The sequence below is a fragment of the Ruegeria sp. ABD4_443 genome (assembly GCF_056160865.1).
Genome location: NZ_JBSWYA010000001.1, coordinates 179,170 through 195,378 on the forward strand (window position 1 = coordinate 179,170; position 16,209 = coordinate 195,378).

Consider the following 16,209-nt stretch of genomic DNA (forward strand, 5'->3'; position numbering starts at 1 on the left):
ACATATCTGTGATGAAAACCCCCCTGATCAAAACCGCCGGGCTGCTGCCCGTTCTGGCGATGCTGACCGCTTGCATCCCGACCCCCGAAGAGCTGGAGACCACACCAGTCAAGGTTCAGACGCCCAAGGGCGTGGTGACCTGTCAGCTTTATCGTCCCGACCGGATTTCGTGGGACCGGGCAATTGATTTCCCGGCGACCAAGATGTCGGTCCCCGAGGCGGACGCCTATTGCAAACAGGAAGGCCAGCGCCGCCTGAACCGCTAGGTGCAATGACGCCCGGCTTGGGGCCACCTACCCCGCCGGGCGTCGGCTGACGCTAATTATCTGGCGCGAAACAGCCCGCCCAGAATTCCGCGCACGATCCGGCGGCCGGTGGTGCCTTTCAGTTCTTTGATGACGGCCTGGCTCATGGCGCTGGCAAAACTGTCGGTCTTGCGCGTTTTGCGCGCGGTGGACCGGCCGACCCTGCTGCCGCTGTATCTGCGCGCCGAGGCGTATTCACGCTGCATCGGCGATTGCTGTTCCACGACCTCTTCTGCCTCGGCGGCTTCGGCCTCGCGCGCGGCCTGTTCGGCCCTTGCCTGCAGGATTTCATAAGCCGACTTGCGGTCAACGGCAGTGTCGTATTTTCCAGCCATCGGCGAGCGGGCCATAATCGCCGTGCGTTCGGCATCGGTAATCGGCCCCAATTGCGATGCGGGCGGGCGGATCAAGGTGCGTTCAACCACTCCGGGCACGCCCTTTTTCTGCAGCATCGAGGTGACGGCCTCTCCGACGCCGACCTCGCGAATGGCGGCCTCGGTATCAAACTCGGGGTTCTCGCGATAGGTTTCCGCAGCCAGGCGCAAATTCTTTCGATCCCGTGCCGTAAAGGCGCGCAGCGCGTGTTGGACCCTGTTCCCCAATTGCCCAAGAATGTCCTCGGGAATATCCGCCGGGTTCTGGGTGATGAAATACACCCCCACCCCCTTGGACCGGATCAGCCGGGCCACCTGTTCCACCTTGTCGACCAGCACCTTGGGCGCGTCTTCGAACAACAGATGCGCCTCGTCGAAAAAGAACACCAGCTTTGGTTTGTCGGGGTCGCCAACCTCGGGCAGTTCTTCGAACAATTCGCTCAGCAGCCACAGCAGGAAGGTCGCGTACAGTCGCGGCGCGCCCATCAGTTTGTCCGACGCCAGGATGTTGACCACCCCCTGTCCTGCGGCGTCGGTGCGCATCAGGTCTGACAGGGCCAGCGCTGGTTCGCCAAACAGGCTGTTGCCGCCCTGGTTTTCCAGGACCAGCAGCCTGCGTTGAATAGCCCCGATCGACGCGGTGGACACGTTTCCATAGCGCAGTGACAGTTTCGATCTGTTTTCGCCGATCCAGACCAGCAGGGATTGCAGGTCCTTGAGGTCCAAAAGCGGCAGGCCCTCTTCGTCGGCGACACGGAACGCGATGTTCAGGATGCCTTCCTGGGCTTCGCTCAGTTCAAGAAGGCGCGATAACAACAAAGGGCCCATCTCGGTCACGGTGGTTCTTACCGGGTGGCCCTGATTGCCGAACAGGTCCCAGAACGCCACCGGACAGGCCCCATAGGCATAATCGGACAGACCGATTCGTTCGGCCCGTTCTGTAAAGGCTGAATGCAGCTTGTGAGAATCGCTGCCCGACAAAGCAAGCCCGGACAAGTCGCCTTTGACATCGGACAGGAACACCGGCACGCCGGCCTTGGAAAACCCTTCTGCCAGGATCTGCAACGTCACCGTCTTGCCGGTTCCCGTCGCGCCCGCGATCAATCCGTGGCGGTTTGCGTATTTCAGCGCAAGCTCTTCCGGTTGCCCGTATTCGGCACCTGCGCCGCCGATGAAAATGTTGTCACTCATGTATATTCTGTCCCGAAAAGCACCGATCTGGGGCCAGCATACAAACTTAACCTTTGACTGCGATAGTCAAATTACCGCTTCCGCGTCGCTGCGTGGGGGTGGTTTACTTCCTCCCTGTCGACTGGCCGTGCCTTCGGGCACGGCTTTTTTGCCTGTTTTTCGGAAACATCCCGAATTTTCCCCGCGCGAACATTAATTTTTGACGTTAGCAGTTGACCGACGTGATGCCCTTTCGTAACGTCTGCCCATAAATAAGTCGGCCAGTCCGACGGGGAGAAACATTACCGGAAGGGAGCCGTTTGTTCGGCTCCCTTTTTCGTTGGCTGAAGATAGGGTTGCGGCGGTCGCTTTGCCCGCTGGGTTTCGGCGGAAAATCGTACGAATAGGGTGCCGAAAACAGCTTTGATCCTGACACCACGGGAACAGGATGATAGACCGGGGCAAAACTCCGATCAGAACTATGAGGCACTCATGATCAAGAAACTGACCCCTATCACCCTTGCGGCGGCCCTGCTCTGCGGTACCGCAGGGTTTGCGCAGGAAACCGAAGCCGAGCCCGAGGCAGAGGCGCAGCAATCCGGTGACGTTCCGGCAGACCTGGATCTGGGTGAATCCGGCCCGCGCGTCGGTGAGCAATATATCAAGGAAACATCAGGCGACTGGGAGGTTTCGTGCATCAAGACAGAAACCGGCGAAGACCCCTGCGCCATGGTCCAGATCCTCAACGGCCAGCAAGGCGAGCCGATTGCCGAGATCACCGTGGGCAAGCTGCCCGAAGGTGGCGCGGCTGTGGCCTGGGCCAATGTGATCGTCCCGCTTGAAACCCTGTTGCAGGCGCAGCTTGCGGTGTCGATCGACGGCGCGCCGCGCAAGCTTTACAATTATCACCACTGTGTTCCGATCGGCTGCGTGGCGCAGCTTGGCCTGACGCAAGGCGATATCGACGCGATGAAGGGCGGCTCAAAGGCGGTTCTGTCGCTGGTGCCTGCGCGCCTGCCCGATCAGATCTTGAACATGGACATGTCGCTGAGCGGCTTTACCGCCGGGTTTGACGGGCTGACTGTCAACGTCAACTAAGCTTGCGCAACCCGAATGAATCGCCGCCGCGCAGCCCGCGGCGGCTTTTTCATACCCGTTTCAGGGCCAGCACCGCGTTCAGACCACCAAAGGCAAACGCATTGCTGAGCGCCACGTCAACACGGGCTTCGCGCGCTTCGTTCGGTACGACGTCCAGCGCGCATTCCGGATCGGGTTCCTGATAACCGATGGTCGGCGCAATGACCCCGTCACGCAGCGCCATGATACAGGCCAGCAACTCGACCGCGCCGGTGCCGCCGATCAGATGGCCATGCATGGATTTGGTGGACGAGATCATCAGCTCATCCGCGTGGGGTCCGAATACATCTGCAACCGCTGCGCATTCGGTCTTGTCATTGGCGGCCGTGCCCGTTCCGTGGGCGTTGATATACCCGACATCGCTGGCGTTCAGCTTTGCATCGGACAGCGCGCCGGACATGGCCCGCGCTGCGCCCTGTTTGCTGGGCATGACGATATCCGAGGCATCCGACGACATGGCAAAACCCACCACCTCGCACAGGATATCCGCGCCGCGCGCCTTGGCATGGTCGTATTCTTCGAACACGAAAACCCCGGCGCCTTCGCCCTGTACCATGCCATTGCGGTTTGCACTGAACGGGCGGCACGCGTCCTTGGACATCACGCGCAGCCCTTCCCAGGCCTTGACCCCGCCAAAGCACAGCATGGATTCGGACCCGCCAGTGACCATTGCCGGAGCAGCCCCGCTGCGGACCAGCTGAAAGGCCTGCGCCATTGCGTGGTTGGACGACGCGCAGGCCGTTGAAACAGTAAAACTGGGACCTTTGAGGTTGTGTTCCATCGACACATGGCTTGCGGCCGCGTTGTTCATCAGCTTGGGGACCACAAACGGGTGCACCCTGTTCTTGCCGTCTTCATAGACCGAACGGTAATTGTCGTCCCAGGTGGAAACGCCACCGCCGGCCGTGCCCAGCACCACGCCGGAACGTGCCGCAAGGTCGCCGGAAAAGACAAGGCCGGACTGGTCGATCGCCTCTTTTGCGGCCGTCAGAGTGAACTGGGTGAACCTGTCATACAGGGTCATCTGCTGACGGTTAAAGCGCCCTTCGGCCTCGAACCCGCGGACCTGACCGCCGATCTTGATGGCCAGGCGATCTACGTCGCGAAACTCCAGCACGGAAATCCCGCACCGGCCTTCGCGCATGGCCTCCATCGTATCCGCAACGGAATGACCAAGCGAGTTGATGGTGCCGGCACCTGTAATGACAACGCGTTTCATGACCGCTTGTCAGACCTTTTCCGATACGAGCTTTTCGATGCCCGCAATGATTGCGGCGACATTGGAAATGTCGAAATCGCTGGCTGTTGGTTCATTGGCATTGAACGGTACGGTGATGTCGAACTCTTCTTCGATGGCAAAGATGCTTTCAACCAGACCCAGGCTGTCGATACCAAGATCCTCCAGCGTGCTGTCGGGCGTCACATCCGAGGGTTCAAGCACGGCCTGTTCGGCAATGATTGCGATAACGCGGTCGCTGATGCTCATGTCGGTCCCCTGGTTGACGAGTTGGGGATGATTTAATCGCTCGGGGGCTGTTTGAAAACAGCCTTTTTAAGTGCCTCAACGTCGCGGGTGATACGCGGCAGGCGGCGCTGTGCCTTGTACATGTCGGTATGGGTTGCCATTTTGACGGCCGGATAGCCCATGATTACGCGCCCGGCGGGCACATTGGACAGGATTTTGCTTCCGCCGGCTGCGATGGCCCCATCGCCGATGAAAATATTGTCGACAACACCGGTTTGGCCGCCAAGAACCACATTGTTGCCGATCTCGACCGACCCGGAAACGCCGGTCTGTCCGCACAGAAGGCAATCGCGCCCGACGCGGGTGTTGTGCCCGATATGGACGAGATTATCCAGTTTTGTGCCGCTTCCGATGACCGTATTGCGGATCGTGCCATTGTCGATGGTGCAATTTGAACCAAGTTCGACATCATCCCCGATTTCAACGGCACCAAGCGAATGGATGCGCAGCCAGCTTTGCGCCTTGGCATCGCCCTTGTCGCCCATGGTCTTGCGCACATTCTCAACGTCCGAGACCTCGGGCGTGACAAAACTGAACCCATCGCTGCCAATCCGCGCGCCGGGTTGGGCGATAAAACGGTCGCCGATCCGGGCGCGGGCGCCGATGCTGACCATTTCGCGCAGCAGCGCGTTTTCGCCAAGGCTGGCATCCATGCCAACAACACAATGGGCCCCCAGAACCGAACCTGCGCCAATCCGGGCGCGCGGGCCGATCACGCAGAGCGGCCCGATCGAAACATCGGCACCGATTTCAGCCGTCGGATCGACCACCGCCGAAGGGTGCACCCCCGGTTCAACACCCTGCCCCCGGTCCAGCATCGCGGTGATACCGGCCATCGCCATGCGCGGACGCGGTACGAAAATTGCGGCCTCCAACCCAAGGCCCTGCCAGTCGGCGCCTTCCCAGACGACGGCCGCGCGGGCTGTTCCCTGCGCCAGCGCCTCGGCATATTTCGGGGACATTGCCATGGCCAGGTCGGTCGGCCCGGCATCCCCCGGCTCGGCCGCCCGCAGGATCGTCAGGCCGGTGCTTCCTTCGGCCGATGCGCCCAGGGCTTCGGCAATCTGCTTTACGGTAAACTGCATGTCGGGCTTCCTTGTCGCAGGACGTGGGCCCAGTGATTACCCCTGAACGTCCGGCAGGGCCACCCCTGCCTTTTGCAGGGCGGCCCAAATCTTGCGATCTCTTTCGTAGACGTCGCGCCGGTACTGCACATCGCCCTTGGGTCCGACATATGCCGTCCGATAGATCAGGTGGACCGGAACCGGCTTGTCCAGTTCAACCTTGGTTTCCTTGCCCGAGTTCAGAACCCGGTGAAAGAACGCCTTTGGGTCTTCTTCCTGAAGGGCAAGCAGCGCATAGGCAAACTCAAACGGCTGAGCCAGGCGGATACAGCCGTGGGAAAAGGCGCGCACCTCGCGGGCGAACAGGCTTTTCTGAGGCGTATCATGCAGATAGATGTTGTACTTGTTGGGGAACATGAACTTGACCAGCCCAAGCGCATTGCTTTTCCCCGGCGGCTGCCGCATCGCGAACGGAAAGCTTCGCGCGCTGAACTGGCTGAAATCCACGGCACCGCGGTTCACCTGACGGCCACGCCGGTCGGTGATTTCCAGATGCCGAACCGCGTTCGGGTTCGCCCGCAGTTTCGGAAGATATTCCTTGGTGATGATGGAACGCGGGACATACCAGCTGGGGTTGATGACCATATGTTCCATCTGGTCCGAAAACTCGGGGCTGCGGCGGTCATGGGTGTTCTTGCCGATCACGGCGCGGGTCTCGAATGTCACCTGGCCTTCGTCGACGATCTTGGCCGAGAAATCGGCCTGGTTGACCAGAACATGCCGCGCGCCGCGCTGACGCGGCAGCCACCGTTCGCGTTCCAGCGCGACCATGACCGATTTCAGCCGGTCGCTGACGGGGCGGTTAATCTCGGCAATGGTGCCTTTTCCGGCCACGCCATCGGGTTCCAGCCCGTGCCCCTGCTGAAAGCTCTGGACCGCTGACTTCAAGGCATCATCATATGTGGGGCTGGCGGTCGGCGCCATATAACCCATGCGAACCAATCGGTTACGCAGCTTTATGACATTTGGCCCGCTGTCACCGAATTCCAGCTTGCTGGCCGGTACTGTCGGCCCCCATCCACCAGCGGCCATCAGGTTTTCCAACGCAAGCTTCTGCTTGAGCAGCGCGGTATATTGCAGGGACGCGGGCGCAAGACCGCGGATATAGGCCCCATCGTCCGACGCCACCAGCGCCCCCAGGTGGTCAGAGGCGGTCTGACGCTCGACCTGGCGCACCAAGCCTGCGTCGATGTCCGATGGTCGCAGGATGCCCGACTGAACATCATCTGCGTATTTCAGGAAAACTCGGCTGAGTTCGGCCTCGACAAATCCCAGGTCGCGCACCGAACCGACCTGATCCATCTGGTCCAAAATCGTCTGAACGTCATACCGGGCCTCGGGCAGACCATGCACCTGGGTCGCCGATAACGCCGCAATCAGGGCGGCGCGGCGCGCAGCATGCTGTTCGGTATCTCCGACCCAAACGGGTTGAAACCCCGTTTCGCGATAAAATGCCGCCAGATTCGGAAGGGCCGAAATCTTTTCGGCCACCGCCATCTGAAACGCCGTGCTGGGTGCGGCGGGCGCTTCGGCGCGCGCCAGACTGGCGGAAACGGCCAGGCATGCAGCGAGGATCAAACAGGTAGGTTTGGAAAAAACAGACGTCATGGGATGGCCTTGGCACTTCAATAACTTGTAAATCTGCGCATTGCGCCGATCAAATATGGTTGGGGCAACAGGGTCTTGTCCATTCACAATATCATCAGAACGGTGTATCTGTGCACCCGTGATGCGCGTTTGCATCGCAGCGCGCGCCACCGGTCGATTTGCGAAATTCCTGAGCCGTTCTGTGTCAGTTGCGCAAAAAACTGCCGAAAATTCCCCCTTGAAAACATGAATACCAAAGACTTCTTGGCGCACGAATCCGTCTGTGCAATAAGTTCCGCATCTGGGATGGGAAAAAATTAAGACAGCGCGCGTAACATCGTGCGCAGGCAGGAACAGTACGGGACGAAACAGAAAATGACCAAGAGCAGTACATCGGGCCTGACCCGGCGTGCCCTATTGGGCGCATTCGCCGCAACAGCAGTTGCAGCAGCACCGACTTTTTCCAATGCAGCAGGGTTTCTTCGCGGCGGCGGTGATATTCGCCGTATTCGCATGTATTCGGGCCGCACCGGCGAACGGATCGACATGATCTATTGGGTGGATGGCAAATACATCAAGGACGCTGTGAAGGAAGTGAACCACTTCATGCGCGACTGGCGCACGGATCAGTCGAAATCGATGGACCTGCGTACGCTGGACATCATGGCCGCATCGCACAACCTTTTGGACGTGAACGAACCCTATATGTTGCTTTCGGGTTACCGATCGCCCCAGACCAACGCGATGTTGCGGTCCCGGTCACGCGGTGTGGCGAAGAACTCGCTTCACATGAAAGGTCAGGCCGCCGACCTGCGCCTGTCCTCCCGCTCGGTCTCGCAAATGGCCAAGGCAGCGATGTCCTGCCGCGCAGGCGGTGTGGGTCAATATTATCGTTCGAACTTCGTCCACATGGATTGCGGCGTGGTCCGCACCTGGCGCGGATAAGACCACTACAAACCGTTCCGTTTTCTTTGAGCGCGCGCCCCGTCCCGGGCGTTGGCGCTCTTTTTTGTTTTTGGGCTTTGGAAAACCACGTTTGGCCCTGCGCAGCATTTGGGGCACTTGGGCGGCGGCCCAACAAACGCCGATTGATGACTGCGCAGCGCCATATGAACTGTTTCGGGGAAATGGCGCACCTGAGAGGATTCGAACCTCTGGCCTCTGCCTTCGGAGGGCAGCGCTCTATCCAGCTGAGCTACAGGTGCCTGAGCCGTTAGCTAACCTTGTTCCGAACCGGGCGCAACTGGAAATCAGCGTTTTGAACGCGGTTCGGCGCGGCCTTATGCAAACAGATCATGCGCCAGTTCCAAGGCGTCGATCAGCGTATCGACCTCGGACCTGGTGTTGTAAAGACCAAAGCTGGCGCGGCAGGTCGCCGTCACCCCAAGATGATCCATCAGGGGGCCTGCGCAATGATGCCCTGCGCGGACGGCGACACCCTTCTTGTCCAGAATCGTTGAAACGTCATGGGCGTGCCCTGCCCCATCAAGCGTAAAGCTGAAGATCGCCGCCTTGGTGGCGGTGGTGCCCTGAACCTGCAACCAGTTCAGGCCGGACAGCCGTTGCATCGCGTAATCCCGCAGGTCGGCCTCGTGACTGGCAATCTCGGCCATGCCCAGATCCATCATGTAATCCAGCGCAACCCCCAGACCGATGGTCTGGACGATACCGGGGGTTCCGGCCTCGAACTTCATTGGCGGGTCGTTATAGACGACCTGATCCTTCGAGACCTCTTTGATCATGTCGCCGCCGCCGATAAAGGGGCGCATTTCGGCCATGCGTTCCGATTTGATAAAGATCGCGCCCGAACCTGACGGGCCATACAGTTTATGCCCGGTGATGGCATAGAAATCGCAGCCGATATCCGGAACATCGACGGGCATGTGAACCGCGCCCTGGCTGCCATCGACCAGAACCGGGACGCCCTTGGCATGGGCACCCGCGGTGATCGCCTTGACGTCAACCACTGTGCCCAGAACGTTCGAACAATGGGTAACCGCGACCAGTTTGGTTCTCGGACTGATGGCGTCGATGACGGCTTGCGGGTCCAGCGCCCCCTGGGCGTCGACATCGACCCATTTCAGAACAACGCCCTGCCGTTCCCTGAGGAAATGCCAGGGCACGATATTGGCGTGGTGTTCCATCACGCTCAGCACGATCTCGTCCCCGGCCTGCAGGCGCGGCATGGCCCAGCCATAGGCGACCAGGTTGATCCCTTCGGTCGTGCCAGAGTTCAGGACAATTTCATCCTCATCCGCCACGCCCAGAAACCGCGCTACCGTGCCGCGCACGGATTCGTATTTCTCGGTCGCCAGGTTGGACAGGTAATGCAGCCCGCGATGGACGTTGGAATATTCGTGGCCATAGGCCTGCGTCACCGCGTCGATCACCACCTGCGGCTTTTGCGCGGATGCCCCGTTGTCGAGATAGGTCAGCGGCTTGCCATTCACCTCTCGTGACAGGATCGGGAAATCATCGCGGATTTTCTGAACATCGTACATCGGCATCAATTCTCTAAACGGGCCCAATCAGGGACAAAGCGAGGACAAAGGGGACGGCAACGACGCCCGACAGGAACATCACCAGAACCGAGCGCCCCAGCGACCCGAACCGGTGCGCCTGATCCAGGAAATGGGCGGTAATGTAAAGGCTTAACAGGATGGTGGCCAAGACCAGCGGAAAGGCAAGATCGGGCGCAATGATCATGATCAGCAGGCTCAGCAGTTGTGCCGCGACCTGCAGAAGTTGCAGCCATATGACAAGGATCATGATGTCATCAAAGGACGCGTCACCGCCCAGGAAACGCCCGACATAGAAGAAGGTCGCGATGCTCAGCATCAGGGCCGCCGCGGCGGTGGCCAGGTATTGGGGCGCCGAAAGCACCAGCGTCTGCATGGCAGGGTCGTCGACGGGAACCAGCGTATCCGATGTCAGCTGAACCATGGTTGCAAGGATGATGGTCAGGAAAAACACCATCCACAACACGTCGCGGCCCGGATTGCGCGCCATCAGGTGGCGGGCGGCCTCGGCCGGGTCGCGCAATGTAAGACCGGCCAGCTTTCCCAGATAGGCCGCGTTCATCCTGCTGCCCCCTGGGCCTGTCGGATGCCGGCCGCCCAGAACCAGGCGAATACGGCGACCCATGTCAGCCCCGCAAGCGTCAGCGCCGGTCCCGGCCCGATGAACCCGGCAACCAGCCCGTTCAGCAAGACCAGAGGTGTCGAGGCCAGTAAGGCCCAGAACAACGCCAGCCGCGCGCCATAAGATGTGCCCTTGCCGCCAACAATCCTGGCGCCAAGATGCGTGATCCAGGCGACCAGGTACAAAAGCAGCGGCAGGATGATGACCGACCCCAAAAGCGCGCCGCCCATCAACATGTTCAGGTCTTCGCCGTCCAAATGCGCCTGCCGCGCCAGGCGCGGCAATTGCGCGATGAACCCGACGCCGCAAAACGCCATGACAAAGGCCAGCGCGCGATCTTCCCGCGGCCCCATATCCAGCAGGCGCCGCACGACGCGGCCCGGTCCACGATACGTGGCCACGATATCGGCGGTCACAGGCATTAGCTGCGCCGCGCCAGCCAGCCTTCCAGACGGGTCACGATATCCGACGCCAGAGACTGATCCTCGATCTCGTCCACGGCTTCGGCCAGGAAGGCCAGCGTCAGCATATTGGTCGCTTCCTTCACCGGAACCCCGCGCGAGCGCAGGTAGAACAAGGCCGTATCGTCAATCGCGCCCGAGGTCGACCCGTGCGAGCAGGCAACGTCATCGGCATAGATCTCAAGCTCGGGCTTGGCGAGGAACTGGCTGTCGTCATCCAAAAGCAAGGACTGGCTGATCTGATAGCCGTCGGTCTTTTGCGCGCCCGCCTTGACCAGGATCTTGCCCTGGAACACGCCGGTCGCGCCGTTGCGCAGAACCTTCTTGAACACCTGGCGGCTTTCGCAATTCACGGCGTCATGGGTGATGAAAACCGTGTCGTCGTGGTGAAAATCACCGTCCCCGACACAGGCACCGGCCACATGTGCCACGGCATCGTCGCCGGTCAACTCGACCACCTGCTCGTTGCGGGTCAGCACGCCGTTTACCGTCAGGGTAAAGGACTTATAGACCGACGCGGCCCCAAGACGGGTAAACATATGGGTTGCAGCACGACGCTGGTGATCACGGCCCTGTGCCCGGACATGATGCAGGACACCGCCATCGGCCACGTCGATTTCCATGCATTTGTTGAACCGCGATGCGGCCGGGCCGTTTTCCAGAATGGTGACCTCTGCCCCGCTTTCGACGCGGATGATGTGGTGCAACATCGCGTCCGACATCTCCGAGCCGTGGCGGTAGATCAGGCTGATGGGCCGGCTTGGCTTGCCGGTGACATGGATTGCCACGCCATCACGCGCAAAGGCCGTATTCAACGCGGCCAAGGGGCGCTGAACCGGCACCTGCCCGCGCGCTTCCAACACGCCGTACAGTTCCTTGGCCCAGTGGATATCCTTGCAGCAAATGTCTTCGATCCGGTCGATCGTGACGCCTTCCATCGACAAATCGTCAGACGCATCCGCATCAAAGACACCGTCGACAAACACGATCTTCAGCCGATCAAACCCGTCGAACATGACGGGTTCGTCGGATGCGAAAACCTCGGCCGGGGTCACGTCGGGGGATACCAGCGTGTCGGGGCGCGTGTATTTCCAATATTCGTCGCGCCGCCCCGGCAGGCCCATCTCGCGGACGCGCGCCAACGCGTCTTCGCGCGCGGCACGGGTGCAGCCCGCATCGGGCAGTGACATGGCAGACAGCCGCGCCTCGGTCGCGGTTTGTTTCACTTCGGGCAAAGCCATCAGTTCACCTCGGCAAGAATGTCGGCATAGCCATTGTTTTCCACCTCAAGCGCCAGTTCGGGGCCCCCGGTTTTCACGATCCGGCCGTCAGCCATGATATGAACGACATCCGGCTGAATGTGGTCCAGCAGGCGTTGGTAATGCGTGATCACCAGAAACCCACGACGTTCGTCGCGCAGCGCATTCACGCCCTCGGCCACCAGTTTCATGGCGTCCACATCAAGGCCCGAGTCGGTCTCGTCCAGGATGCACATCTTGGGCTCCAGCATGGCCATCTGCAGGATTTCGTTGCGCTTTTTCTCACCGCCCGAAAAGCCGACATTGACGGGGCGTTTCAGCATATCGGCGTCGATCTTCAGGGATTTTGCCTTGGCGCGCACAACTTTCAGAAAGTCGGTCGCCGAAAGCTCGTCCTGACCGCGCGCCTTGCGCTGTGCGTTCACAGCCGTGCGCAGGAAGGTCATGTTGCCAACACCCGGAATTTCGACCGGATACTGGAACGCCAGGAATACCCCGGCGGCGGCGCGCTCTTCCGGCTCCATCTCAAGCAGGTCTTCGCCTTCCAGCGTGGCCGAGCCTTCGGTGACCTCATAGCCGTCGCGCCCCGACAGCACATAGCTGAGCGTCGATTTCCCCGAGCCGTTCGGCCCCATGATCGCGTGAACCTTGCCGGCTTCAACCGTCAGATCAACGCCCTTGAGAATCTGCTTGTCCTCTTCTTCAAGCTGTACGTGCAGGTTTTTGATTTCCAGCATTTTTTGTCCTTTTACGTCTCGCGTTGGGCCCCGCGGCCCGATTGTTTCTATCCCAGGATCCGGCGCAAGGTCCGCGCGGCGATCCATCCAAGGATCGCCCCACCGCCAATGGCCCAGACCGGGTTGATAAAGTCCATGTACCTGATGTTGACATAAGCGACGCCAAGAACACCGCCCAAAACCGGCAGTGCGTACCCAAGCCAGGTCAGCACATCATCCTTCTGGATGCGATTCCGGGGTGTCCGCGTCATCAGCCGACCGAGCCTTCCAGCGAAATCGCAACCAGCTGTTGCGCTTCCATTGCAAACTCCATCGGCAGGGCCTGCAGCACGTCCTTGCAGAACCCGTTGACAACCAGTGCCACGGCTTCTTCTTCGTCCATGCCGCGCTGGCGGCAATAGAACAGCTGATCATCGTCCACCTTCGAGGTGGTCGCCTCGTGTTCGACACGGGATGAGTTGTTCTTGACCTCGATATACGGAACCGTATGCGCGCCGCATTTGTCGCCGATCAGCAAGCTGTCGCATTGGGTGTAATTGCGGCTGTCCTTGGCCTTGGGATGCATCGACACCAGCCCGCGATAGGTGTTCTGCGCCTTGCCCGCGCTGATGCCCTTGGACACGATCCGCGACTTGGTGTTCTTGCCCAGGTGAACCATCTTGGTGCCGGTATCGGCCTGTTGATAGTTGTTGGTGATGGCGATCGAGTAGAACTCGCCCTGGCTTTCATTGCCGCGCAGGATGCAGGACGGGTATTTCCATGTCACGGCACTGCCGGTTTCAACCTGCGTCCACATCACCTTGGACCGATCGCCACGGCAATCGGCGCGCTTGGTCACAAAGTTGTAGATCCCGCCCTTGCCGTTCTCATCCCCGGGGAACCAGTTCTGAACGGTCGAGTATTTCACCTCGGCGTCTTCTTCGACGATGATCTCGACCACCGCCGCGTGCAGCTGCGCAGTGTCGCGCTGCGGTGCGGTGCAGCCTTCCAGGTAGGACACGTAAGAGCCCTTGTCGGCGATGATCAGGGTGCGCTCGAACTGGCCTGTATTTTCGGCATTGATGCGGAAATAGGTGCTCAGCTCCATCGGGCAGCGGACACCCGGCGGCACATAGACAAAGGACCCATCCGAAAAGACCGCCGAGTTCAGCGTGGCATAGAAATTGTCCGAAACCGGAACGACCGAGCCCAGGTATTTGCGAACCAATTCAGGATGTTCACGGATGGCTTCCGAGATCGAACAAAAGATGACCCCCGCCTTTTTCAACTCGGCCTGGAAGGTGGTGCCGACGGAAACGGAATCAAATACCGCATCAACGGCAACTTTGCGCCCTTCGGCCGGGGCCTCTTCGGCACCGTCGACGCCTGCAAGAATCATTTGTTCTTTCAAGGGGATACCAAGCTTTTCATAAGTGGCCAGCAGCTTGGGGTCGACCTCGTCCAGCGACTTGGGCTTTTCTTCCATCGACTTGGGCCGGGCATAGTAATACTGGTCCTGGAAATCGATTTCGGGATAGTTCACCATCGCCCATTTCGGCTCTTCGATCTGGCTCCAGCGGTCGAACGCGGCCAGACGCCATTCGGTCATCCATTCCGGTTCTTCGTTTTTCTCAGAGATCAGCCGCACGATGTCGGGACCCACGCCCTTGGGCGCGTATTCCATCTCGATATCGGTATCCCACCCGTATTTATAGGTTCCGACCTCGCGTACCGCGTCCACGGTTTCCTGATCGACACCTTCTTTTACCTGGGTCTGGTCCAAAGCGGCCATAACTTACCCTCCTAGAGTTCACGCGGCGCGCGCGCGATACCGTTTTTCTTTTTCCAGCCACGTTTCAGCGAAACGCAACACATCTTCTTCCGTCGTCTGGGGCCCCAGCGATACCCGGATCGCACTGGCCGCCGTCACCTCGTCAAATCCCATTGCGGTCAACACCGCGCTTGCCCGGACCTTGCCGCTGGAGCAGGCCGAACCGGCACTTACGGCGAACCCGGCCAGGTCCATTTGCATGACCTGCGTTTCGCCCTTCCAGCCGGGGGCCGCGAAACACAACGTGTTCGGCAACCGTTCCTGACCTTGCCCCACAAAGGTAAGGGCTTGCGACCCTGCCTCAAGGGCCTTTTCTAGAATATTTCTAAGGTGCGCAACCTTTTCCCAGACACCATTGGCCAAATCCTGCGCCGCGGCCTCGGCAGCGGCGGCGAACCCTGCGATGCCGATCACGTTTTCGGTGCCCGACCGGCGGCCCATTTCCTGCCCGCCGCCCTTGATCTGCGCCGCAATATCCGTTCCGCGCCGCATCACGACCGCGCCAACGCCCTTGGGCCCGCCCAGTTTGTGCGCCGAAATCAACGCCATTTCGGCCCCCAACCAATTAAAGGCAATGGGCAATTTGCCAAAAGCCTGGGTGGCATCGGTCACCGCCAGCCCGTCGGGCAGGTTTTGGATAATCCCGGTTTCGGAATTTGCCAGTTGCAAAGTCGTCGAACCCGCATCGGACACGCCAACCGAACCATCCGCCGAAACCGCCAAATCCTGGTCAATCCAGGCTCTTACGGCGTCATGTTCGATTGCTGCGCCATGCAGGTTGCGACCGCCAAGCGCAAGGGCTGCGCCCTCGGTCGACCCCGAGGTGAAGACGATATCGGCCCCATCCGCGCCGAATGCCGCCGCGATCTGCCCGCGCGCCTTTTCCACGATCGACTTGGCGGCCCGCCCCTCGGCATGGACCGAGGACGGGTTGCCGCATTGATCCATGGCCGCGATCATGGCCGCGCGCGCCTCGGGGCGCAACGGCGTGGTCGCATTGTGATCGAGGTAAACACGTTTCATGGATGCATCTTTTTCTGCAAGCAACAGATCATAGGGTCCGGTCACTCATCCACAACTGAAAACAGGCTTGGTACCGCGGGGCACGGCGCCAGGTCGTTCTTGATGACATCCGAAAGCCGCGTTTGATGCAGAAAGACATAGACATGTGCGCTCAGCCCTTCCCACAGACGGTTGGTCAGTGATTGCGCGCGGCTGCCGGACGAGCCACCGGATGCACCCGCCCCCTTGTGCATCGCATCGACGGTTTCATCGACCGCGGCCAGAATTTCGACGACACGGATTTCCGAAGCCGGACGCGCCAGACGGTACCCGCCACCGGGGCCACGGACCGACGCCACCAGATCGGCCCGGCGCAGCTTTACGAACAATTGCTCAAGATAGGGCAACGAAATGTCCTGCCGTTCGGAAACCTCGCCCAGCGTAACCAGCTTGTCCGCTGGTTGCAGGGCAATATCGGCCAGCGCGACCATCGCGTAACGACCCTTGGTCGAAAGCTTCATTTTCGTTTCCTCTTGGCAAGTAACGCGCGAAAACATTGACGCCGACGCAGCCAGTG

Annotated in this window: 17 protein-coding genes and 1 tRNA gene; 3 read left to right on the forward strand and 15 right to left on the reverse strand. The window is 60.2% G+C overall.

The genetic code is table 11. The features are described 5' to 3' along the window. Positions 1-11 precede the first annotated feature (11 nt). Positions 12-266 carry a hypothetical protein gene (locus ACXAG8_RS00940; RefSeq protein WP_475221409.1) on the forward strand — a complete coding sequence of 85 codons (255 nt, stop codon included), beginning with the start codon at positions 12-14 and terminating at the stop codon, positions 264-266. Positions 267-322: 56 nt separating this feature from the next. On the opposite strand, the gene ACXAG8_RS00945 is transcribed toward ACXAG8_RS00940, so the two are convergent. After that, positions 323-1,870: a helicase HerA-like domain-containing protein gene (locus ACXAG8_RS00945; protein WP_475221410.1), complete on the reverse strand. Its 1,548-nt coding sequence runs from the start codon at positions 1,868-1,870 to the stop codon at positions 323-325. 471 nt (positions 1,871-2,341) lie between these two features. Here ACXAG8_RS00945 and ACXAG8_RS00950 point away from each other — a divergent pair, with 471 nt between their 5' ends. Next, positions 2,342-2,947, forward strand: a complete 606-nt coding sequence (locus tag ACXAG8_RS00950; RefSeq protein ID WP_475221411.1) for an invasion associated locus B family protein — start codon at positions 2,342-2,344, stop codon at positions 2,945-2,947. 49 nt (positions 2,948-2,996) lie between these two features. Here the strand turns inward: ACXAG8_RS00950 and ACXAG8_RS00955 are convergent, their stop codons facing one another. Genes ACXAG8_RS00955 through ACXAG8_RS00970 form a run of 4 tightly spaced genes read right to left on the reverse strand, consistent with a single transcriptional unit; the run spans position 2,997 to position 7,243 of the window. Then, positions 2,997-4,205 (reverse strand): beta-ketoacyl-[acyl-carrier-protein] synthase family protein, encoded by a 1,209-nt coding sequence (locus ACXAG8_RS00955; protein WP_475221412.1) that lies wholly within the window; start codon positions 4,203-4,205, stop codon positions 2,997-2,999. A gap of 9 nt (positions 4,206-4,214) precedes the next feature. After that, the gene (locus ACXAG8_RS00960) at positions 4,215-4,472 is read right to left on the reverse strand and encodes an acyl carrier protein (RefSeq protein WP_010440190.1); all 258 of its coding nucleotides are present in this window, start codon (positions 4,470-4,472) and stop codon (positions 4,215-4,217) included. 32 nt (positions 4,473-4,504) lie between these two features. After that, positions 4,505-5,596, reverse strand: a complete 1,092-nt coding sequence (gene lpxD, locus ACXAG8_RS00965) for a UDP-3-O-(3-hydroxymyristoyl)glucosamine N-acyltransferase (protein WP_475221413.1) — start codon at positions 5,594-5,596, stop codon at positions 4,505-4,507. Between the two features lie 36 nt (positions 5,597-5,632). After that, positions 5,633-7,243: a L,D-transpeptidase family protein gene (locus tag ACXAG8_RS00970; protein ID WP_475221414.1), complete on the reverse strand. Its 1,611-nt coding sequence runs from the start codon at positions 7,241-7,243 to the stop codon at positions 5,633-5,635. 354 nt (positions 7,244-7,597) lie between these two features. On the opposite strand from ACXAG8_RS00970, the gene mepK reads away from it, so the two are divergent. Continuing rightward, complete coding sequence (gene mepK / locus ACXAG8_RS00975; RefSeq protein ID WP_475221415.1) at positions 7,598-8,167, forward strand: peptidoglycan L,D-endopeptidase MepK; 570 nt, start codon at positions 7,598-7,600, stop codon at positions 8,165-8,167. Positions 8,168-8,350: 183 nt separating this feature from the next. Here the strand turns inward: mepK and ACXAG8_RS00980 are convergent. The 10 genes from ACXAG8_RS00980 to iscR all read right to left on the reverse strand — a co-directional run bounded on the left by ACXAG8_RS00980 (position 8,351) and on the right by iscR (position 16,153). Beyond that, positions 8,351-8,427 (reverse strand) — tRNA-Arg (locus tag ACXAG8_RS00980). A 75-nt stretch (positions 8,428-8,502) separates the two neighbouring features. Continuing rightward, positions 8,503-9,723 (reverse strand): cysteine desulfurase, encoded by a 1,221-nt coding sequence (locus tag ACXAG8_RS00985; protein ID WP_475222386.1) that lies wholly within the window; start codon positions 9,721-9,723, stop codon positions 8,503-8,505. A gap of 13 nt (positions 9,724-9,736) precedes the next feature. After that, positions 9,737-10,303, reverse strand: a complete 567-nt coding sequence (locus ACXAG8_RS00990) for a Yip1 family protein (RefSeq protein ID WP_475221416.1) — start codon at positions 10,301-10,303, stop codon at positions 9,737-9,739. Beyond that, the gene (locus tag ACXAG8_RS00995) at positions 10,300-10,785 is read right to left on the reverse strand and encodes a YIP1 family protein (RefSeq protein WP_475221417.1); all 486 of its coding nucleotides are present in this window, start codon (positions 10,783-10,785) and stop codon (positions 10,300-10,302) included. Before ACXAG8_RS00995 ends, ACXAG8_RS00990 begins: the two co-directional genes overlap by 4 nt. Next, positions 10,785-12,065, reverse strand: coding sequence for a SufB/SufD family protein (locus tag ACXAG8_RS01000; RefSeq protein ID WP_475221418.1), 1,281 nt, complete (start codon positions 12,063-12,065; stop codon positions 10,785-10,787). Before ACXAG8_RS01000 ends, ACXAG8_RS00995 begins: the two co-directional genes overlap by 1 nt. Continuing rightward, positions 12,065-12,820 carry a Fe-S cluster assembly ATPase SufC gene (gene sufC / locus ACXAG8_RS01005; RefSeq protein ID WP_475221419.1) on the reverse strand — a complete coding sequence of 252 codons (756 nt, stop codon included), beginning with the start codon at positions 12,818-12,820 and terminating at the stop codon, positions 12,065-12,067. The genes ACXAG8_RS01000 and sufC overlap by 1 nt, the downstream gene beginning before the upstream one ends. 47 nt (positions 12,821-12,867) lie before the next feature. Continuing rightward, positions 12,868-13,071 (reverse strand): hypothetical protein, encoded by a 204-nt coding sequence (locus ACXAG8_RS01010; RefSeq protein ID WP_475221421.1) that lies wholly within the window; start codon positions 13,069-13,071, stop codon positions 12,868-12,870. Next, entirely contained in the window at positions 13,071-14,591 is a 1,521-nt protein-coding gene (gene sufB / locus ACXAG8_RS01015; RefSeq protein ID WP_475221422.1) for a Fe-S cluster assembly protein SufB, read from the reverse strand. The genes ACXAG8_RS01010 and sufB overlap by 1 nt, the downstream gene beginning before the upstream one ends. Before the next feature lie 18 nt (positions 14,592-14,609). Then, entirely contained in the window at positions 14,610-15,653 is a 1,044-nt protein-coding gene (locus tag ACXAG8_RS01020) for a cysteine desulfurase family protein (protein WP_475221423.1), read from the reverse strand. A 41-nt stretch (positions 15,654-15,694) separates the two neighbouring features. Then, the gene (gene iscR, locus ACXAG8_RS01025; protein ID WP_475221424.1) at positions 15,695-16,153 is read right to left on the reverse strand and encodes a Fe-S cluster assembly transcriptional regulator IscR; all 459 of its coding nucleotides are present in this window, start codon (positions 16,151-16,153) and stop codon (positions 15,695-15,697) included. Between the last annotated feature and the right edge of the window lie 56 nt (positions 16,154-16,209).

Coding starts and splice junctions, on each gene's coding strand:
- ACXAG8_RS00940 (WP_475221409.1), top strand. CDS start 12: ATGAAAACCCCCCTGATCAAAACCGCCGGGCTGCTGCCCGTTCTGGCG.
- ACXAG8_RS00945 (WP_475221410.1), bottom strand. CDS start 1,870: ATGAGTGACAACATTTTCATCGGCGGCGCAGGTGCCGAATACGGGCAA.
- ACXAG8_RS00950 (WP_475221411.1), top strand. CDS start 2,342: ATGATCAAGAAACTGACCCCTATCACCCTTGCGGCGGCCCTGCTCTGC.
- ACXAG8_RS00955 (WP_475221412.1), bottom strand. CDS start 4,205: ATGAAACGCGTTGTCATTACAGGTGCCGGCACCATCAACTCGCTTGGT.
- ACXAG8_RS00960 (WP_010440190.1), bottom strand. CDS start 4,472: ATGAGCATCAGCGACCGCGTTATCGCAATCATTGCCGAACAGGCCGTG.
- lpxD (WP_475221413.1), bottom strand. CDS start 5,596: ATGCAGTTTACCGTAAAGCAGATTGCCGAAGCCCTGGGCGCATCGGCC.
- ACXAG8_RS00970 (WP_475221414.1), bottom strand. CDS start 7,243: ATGACGTCTGTTTTTTCCAAACCTACCTGTTTGATCCTCGCTGCATGC.
- mepK (WP_475221415.1), top strand. CDS start 7,598: ATGACCAAGAGCAGTACATCGGGCCTGACCCGGCGTGCCCTATTGGGC.
- ACXAG8_RS00985 (WP_475222386.1), bottom strand. CDS start 9,723: ATGTACGATGTTCAGAAAATCCGCGATGATTTCCCGATCCTGTCACGA.
- ACXAG8_RS00990 (WP_475221416.1), bottom strand. CDS start 10,303: ATGAACGCGGCCTATCTGGGAAAGCTGGCCGGTCTTACATTGCGCGAC.
- ACXAG8_RS00995 (WP_475221417.1), bottom strand. CDS start 10,785: ATGCCTGTGACCGCCGATATCGTGGCCACGTATCGTGGACCGGGCCGC.
- ACXAG8_RS01000 (WP_475221418.1), bottom strand. CDS start 12,065: ATGGCTTTGCCCGAAGTGAAACAAACCGCGACCGAGGCGCGGCTGTCT.
- sufC (WP_475221419.1), bottom strand. CDS start 12,820: ATGCTGGAAATCAAAAACCTGCACGTACAGCTTGAAGAAGAGGACAAG.
- ACXAG8_RS01010 (WP_475221421.1), bottom strand. CDS start 13,071: ATGACGCGGACACCCCGGAATCGCATCCAGAAGGATGATGTGCTGACC.
- sufB (WP_475221422.1), bottom strand. CDS start 14,591: ATGGCCGCTTTGGACCAGACCCAGGTAAAAGAAGGTGTCGATCAGGAA.
- ACXAG8_RS01020 (WP_475221423.1), bottom strand. CDS start 15,653: ATGAAACGTGTTTACCTCGATCACAATGCGACCACGCCGTTGCGCCCC.
- iscR (WP_475221424.1), bottom strand. CDS start 16,153: ATGAAGCTTTCGACCAAGGGTCGTTACGCGATGGTCGCGCTGGCCGAT.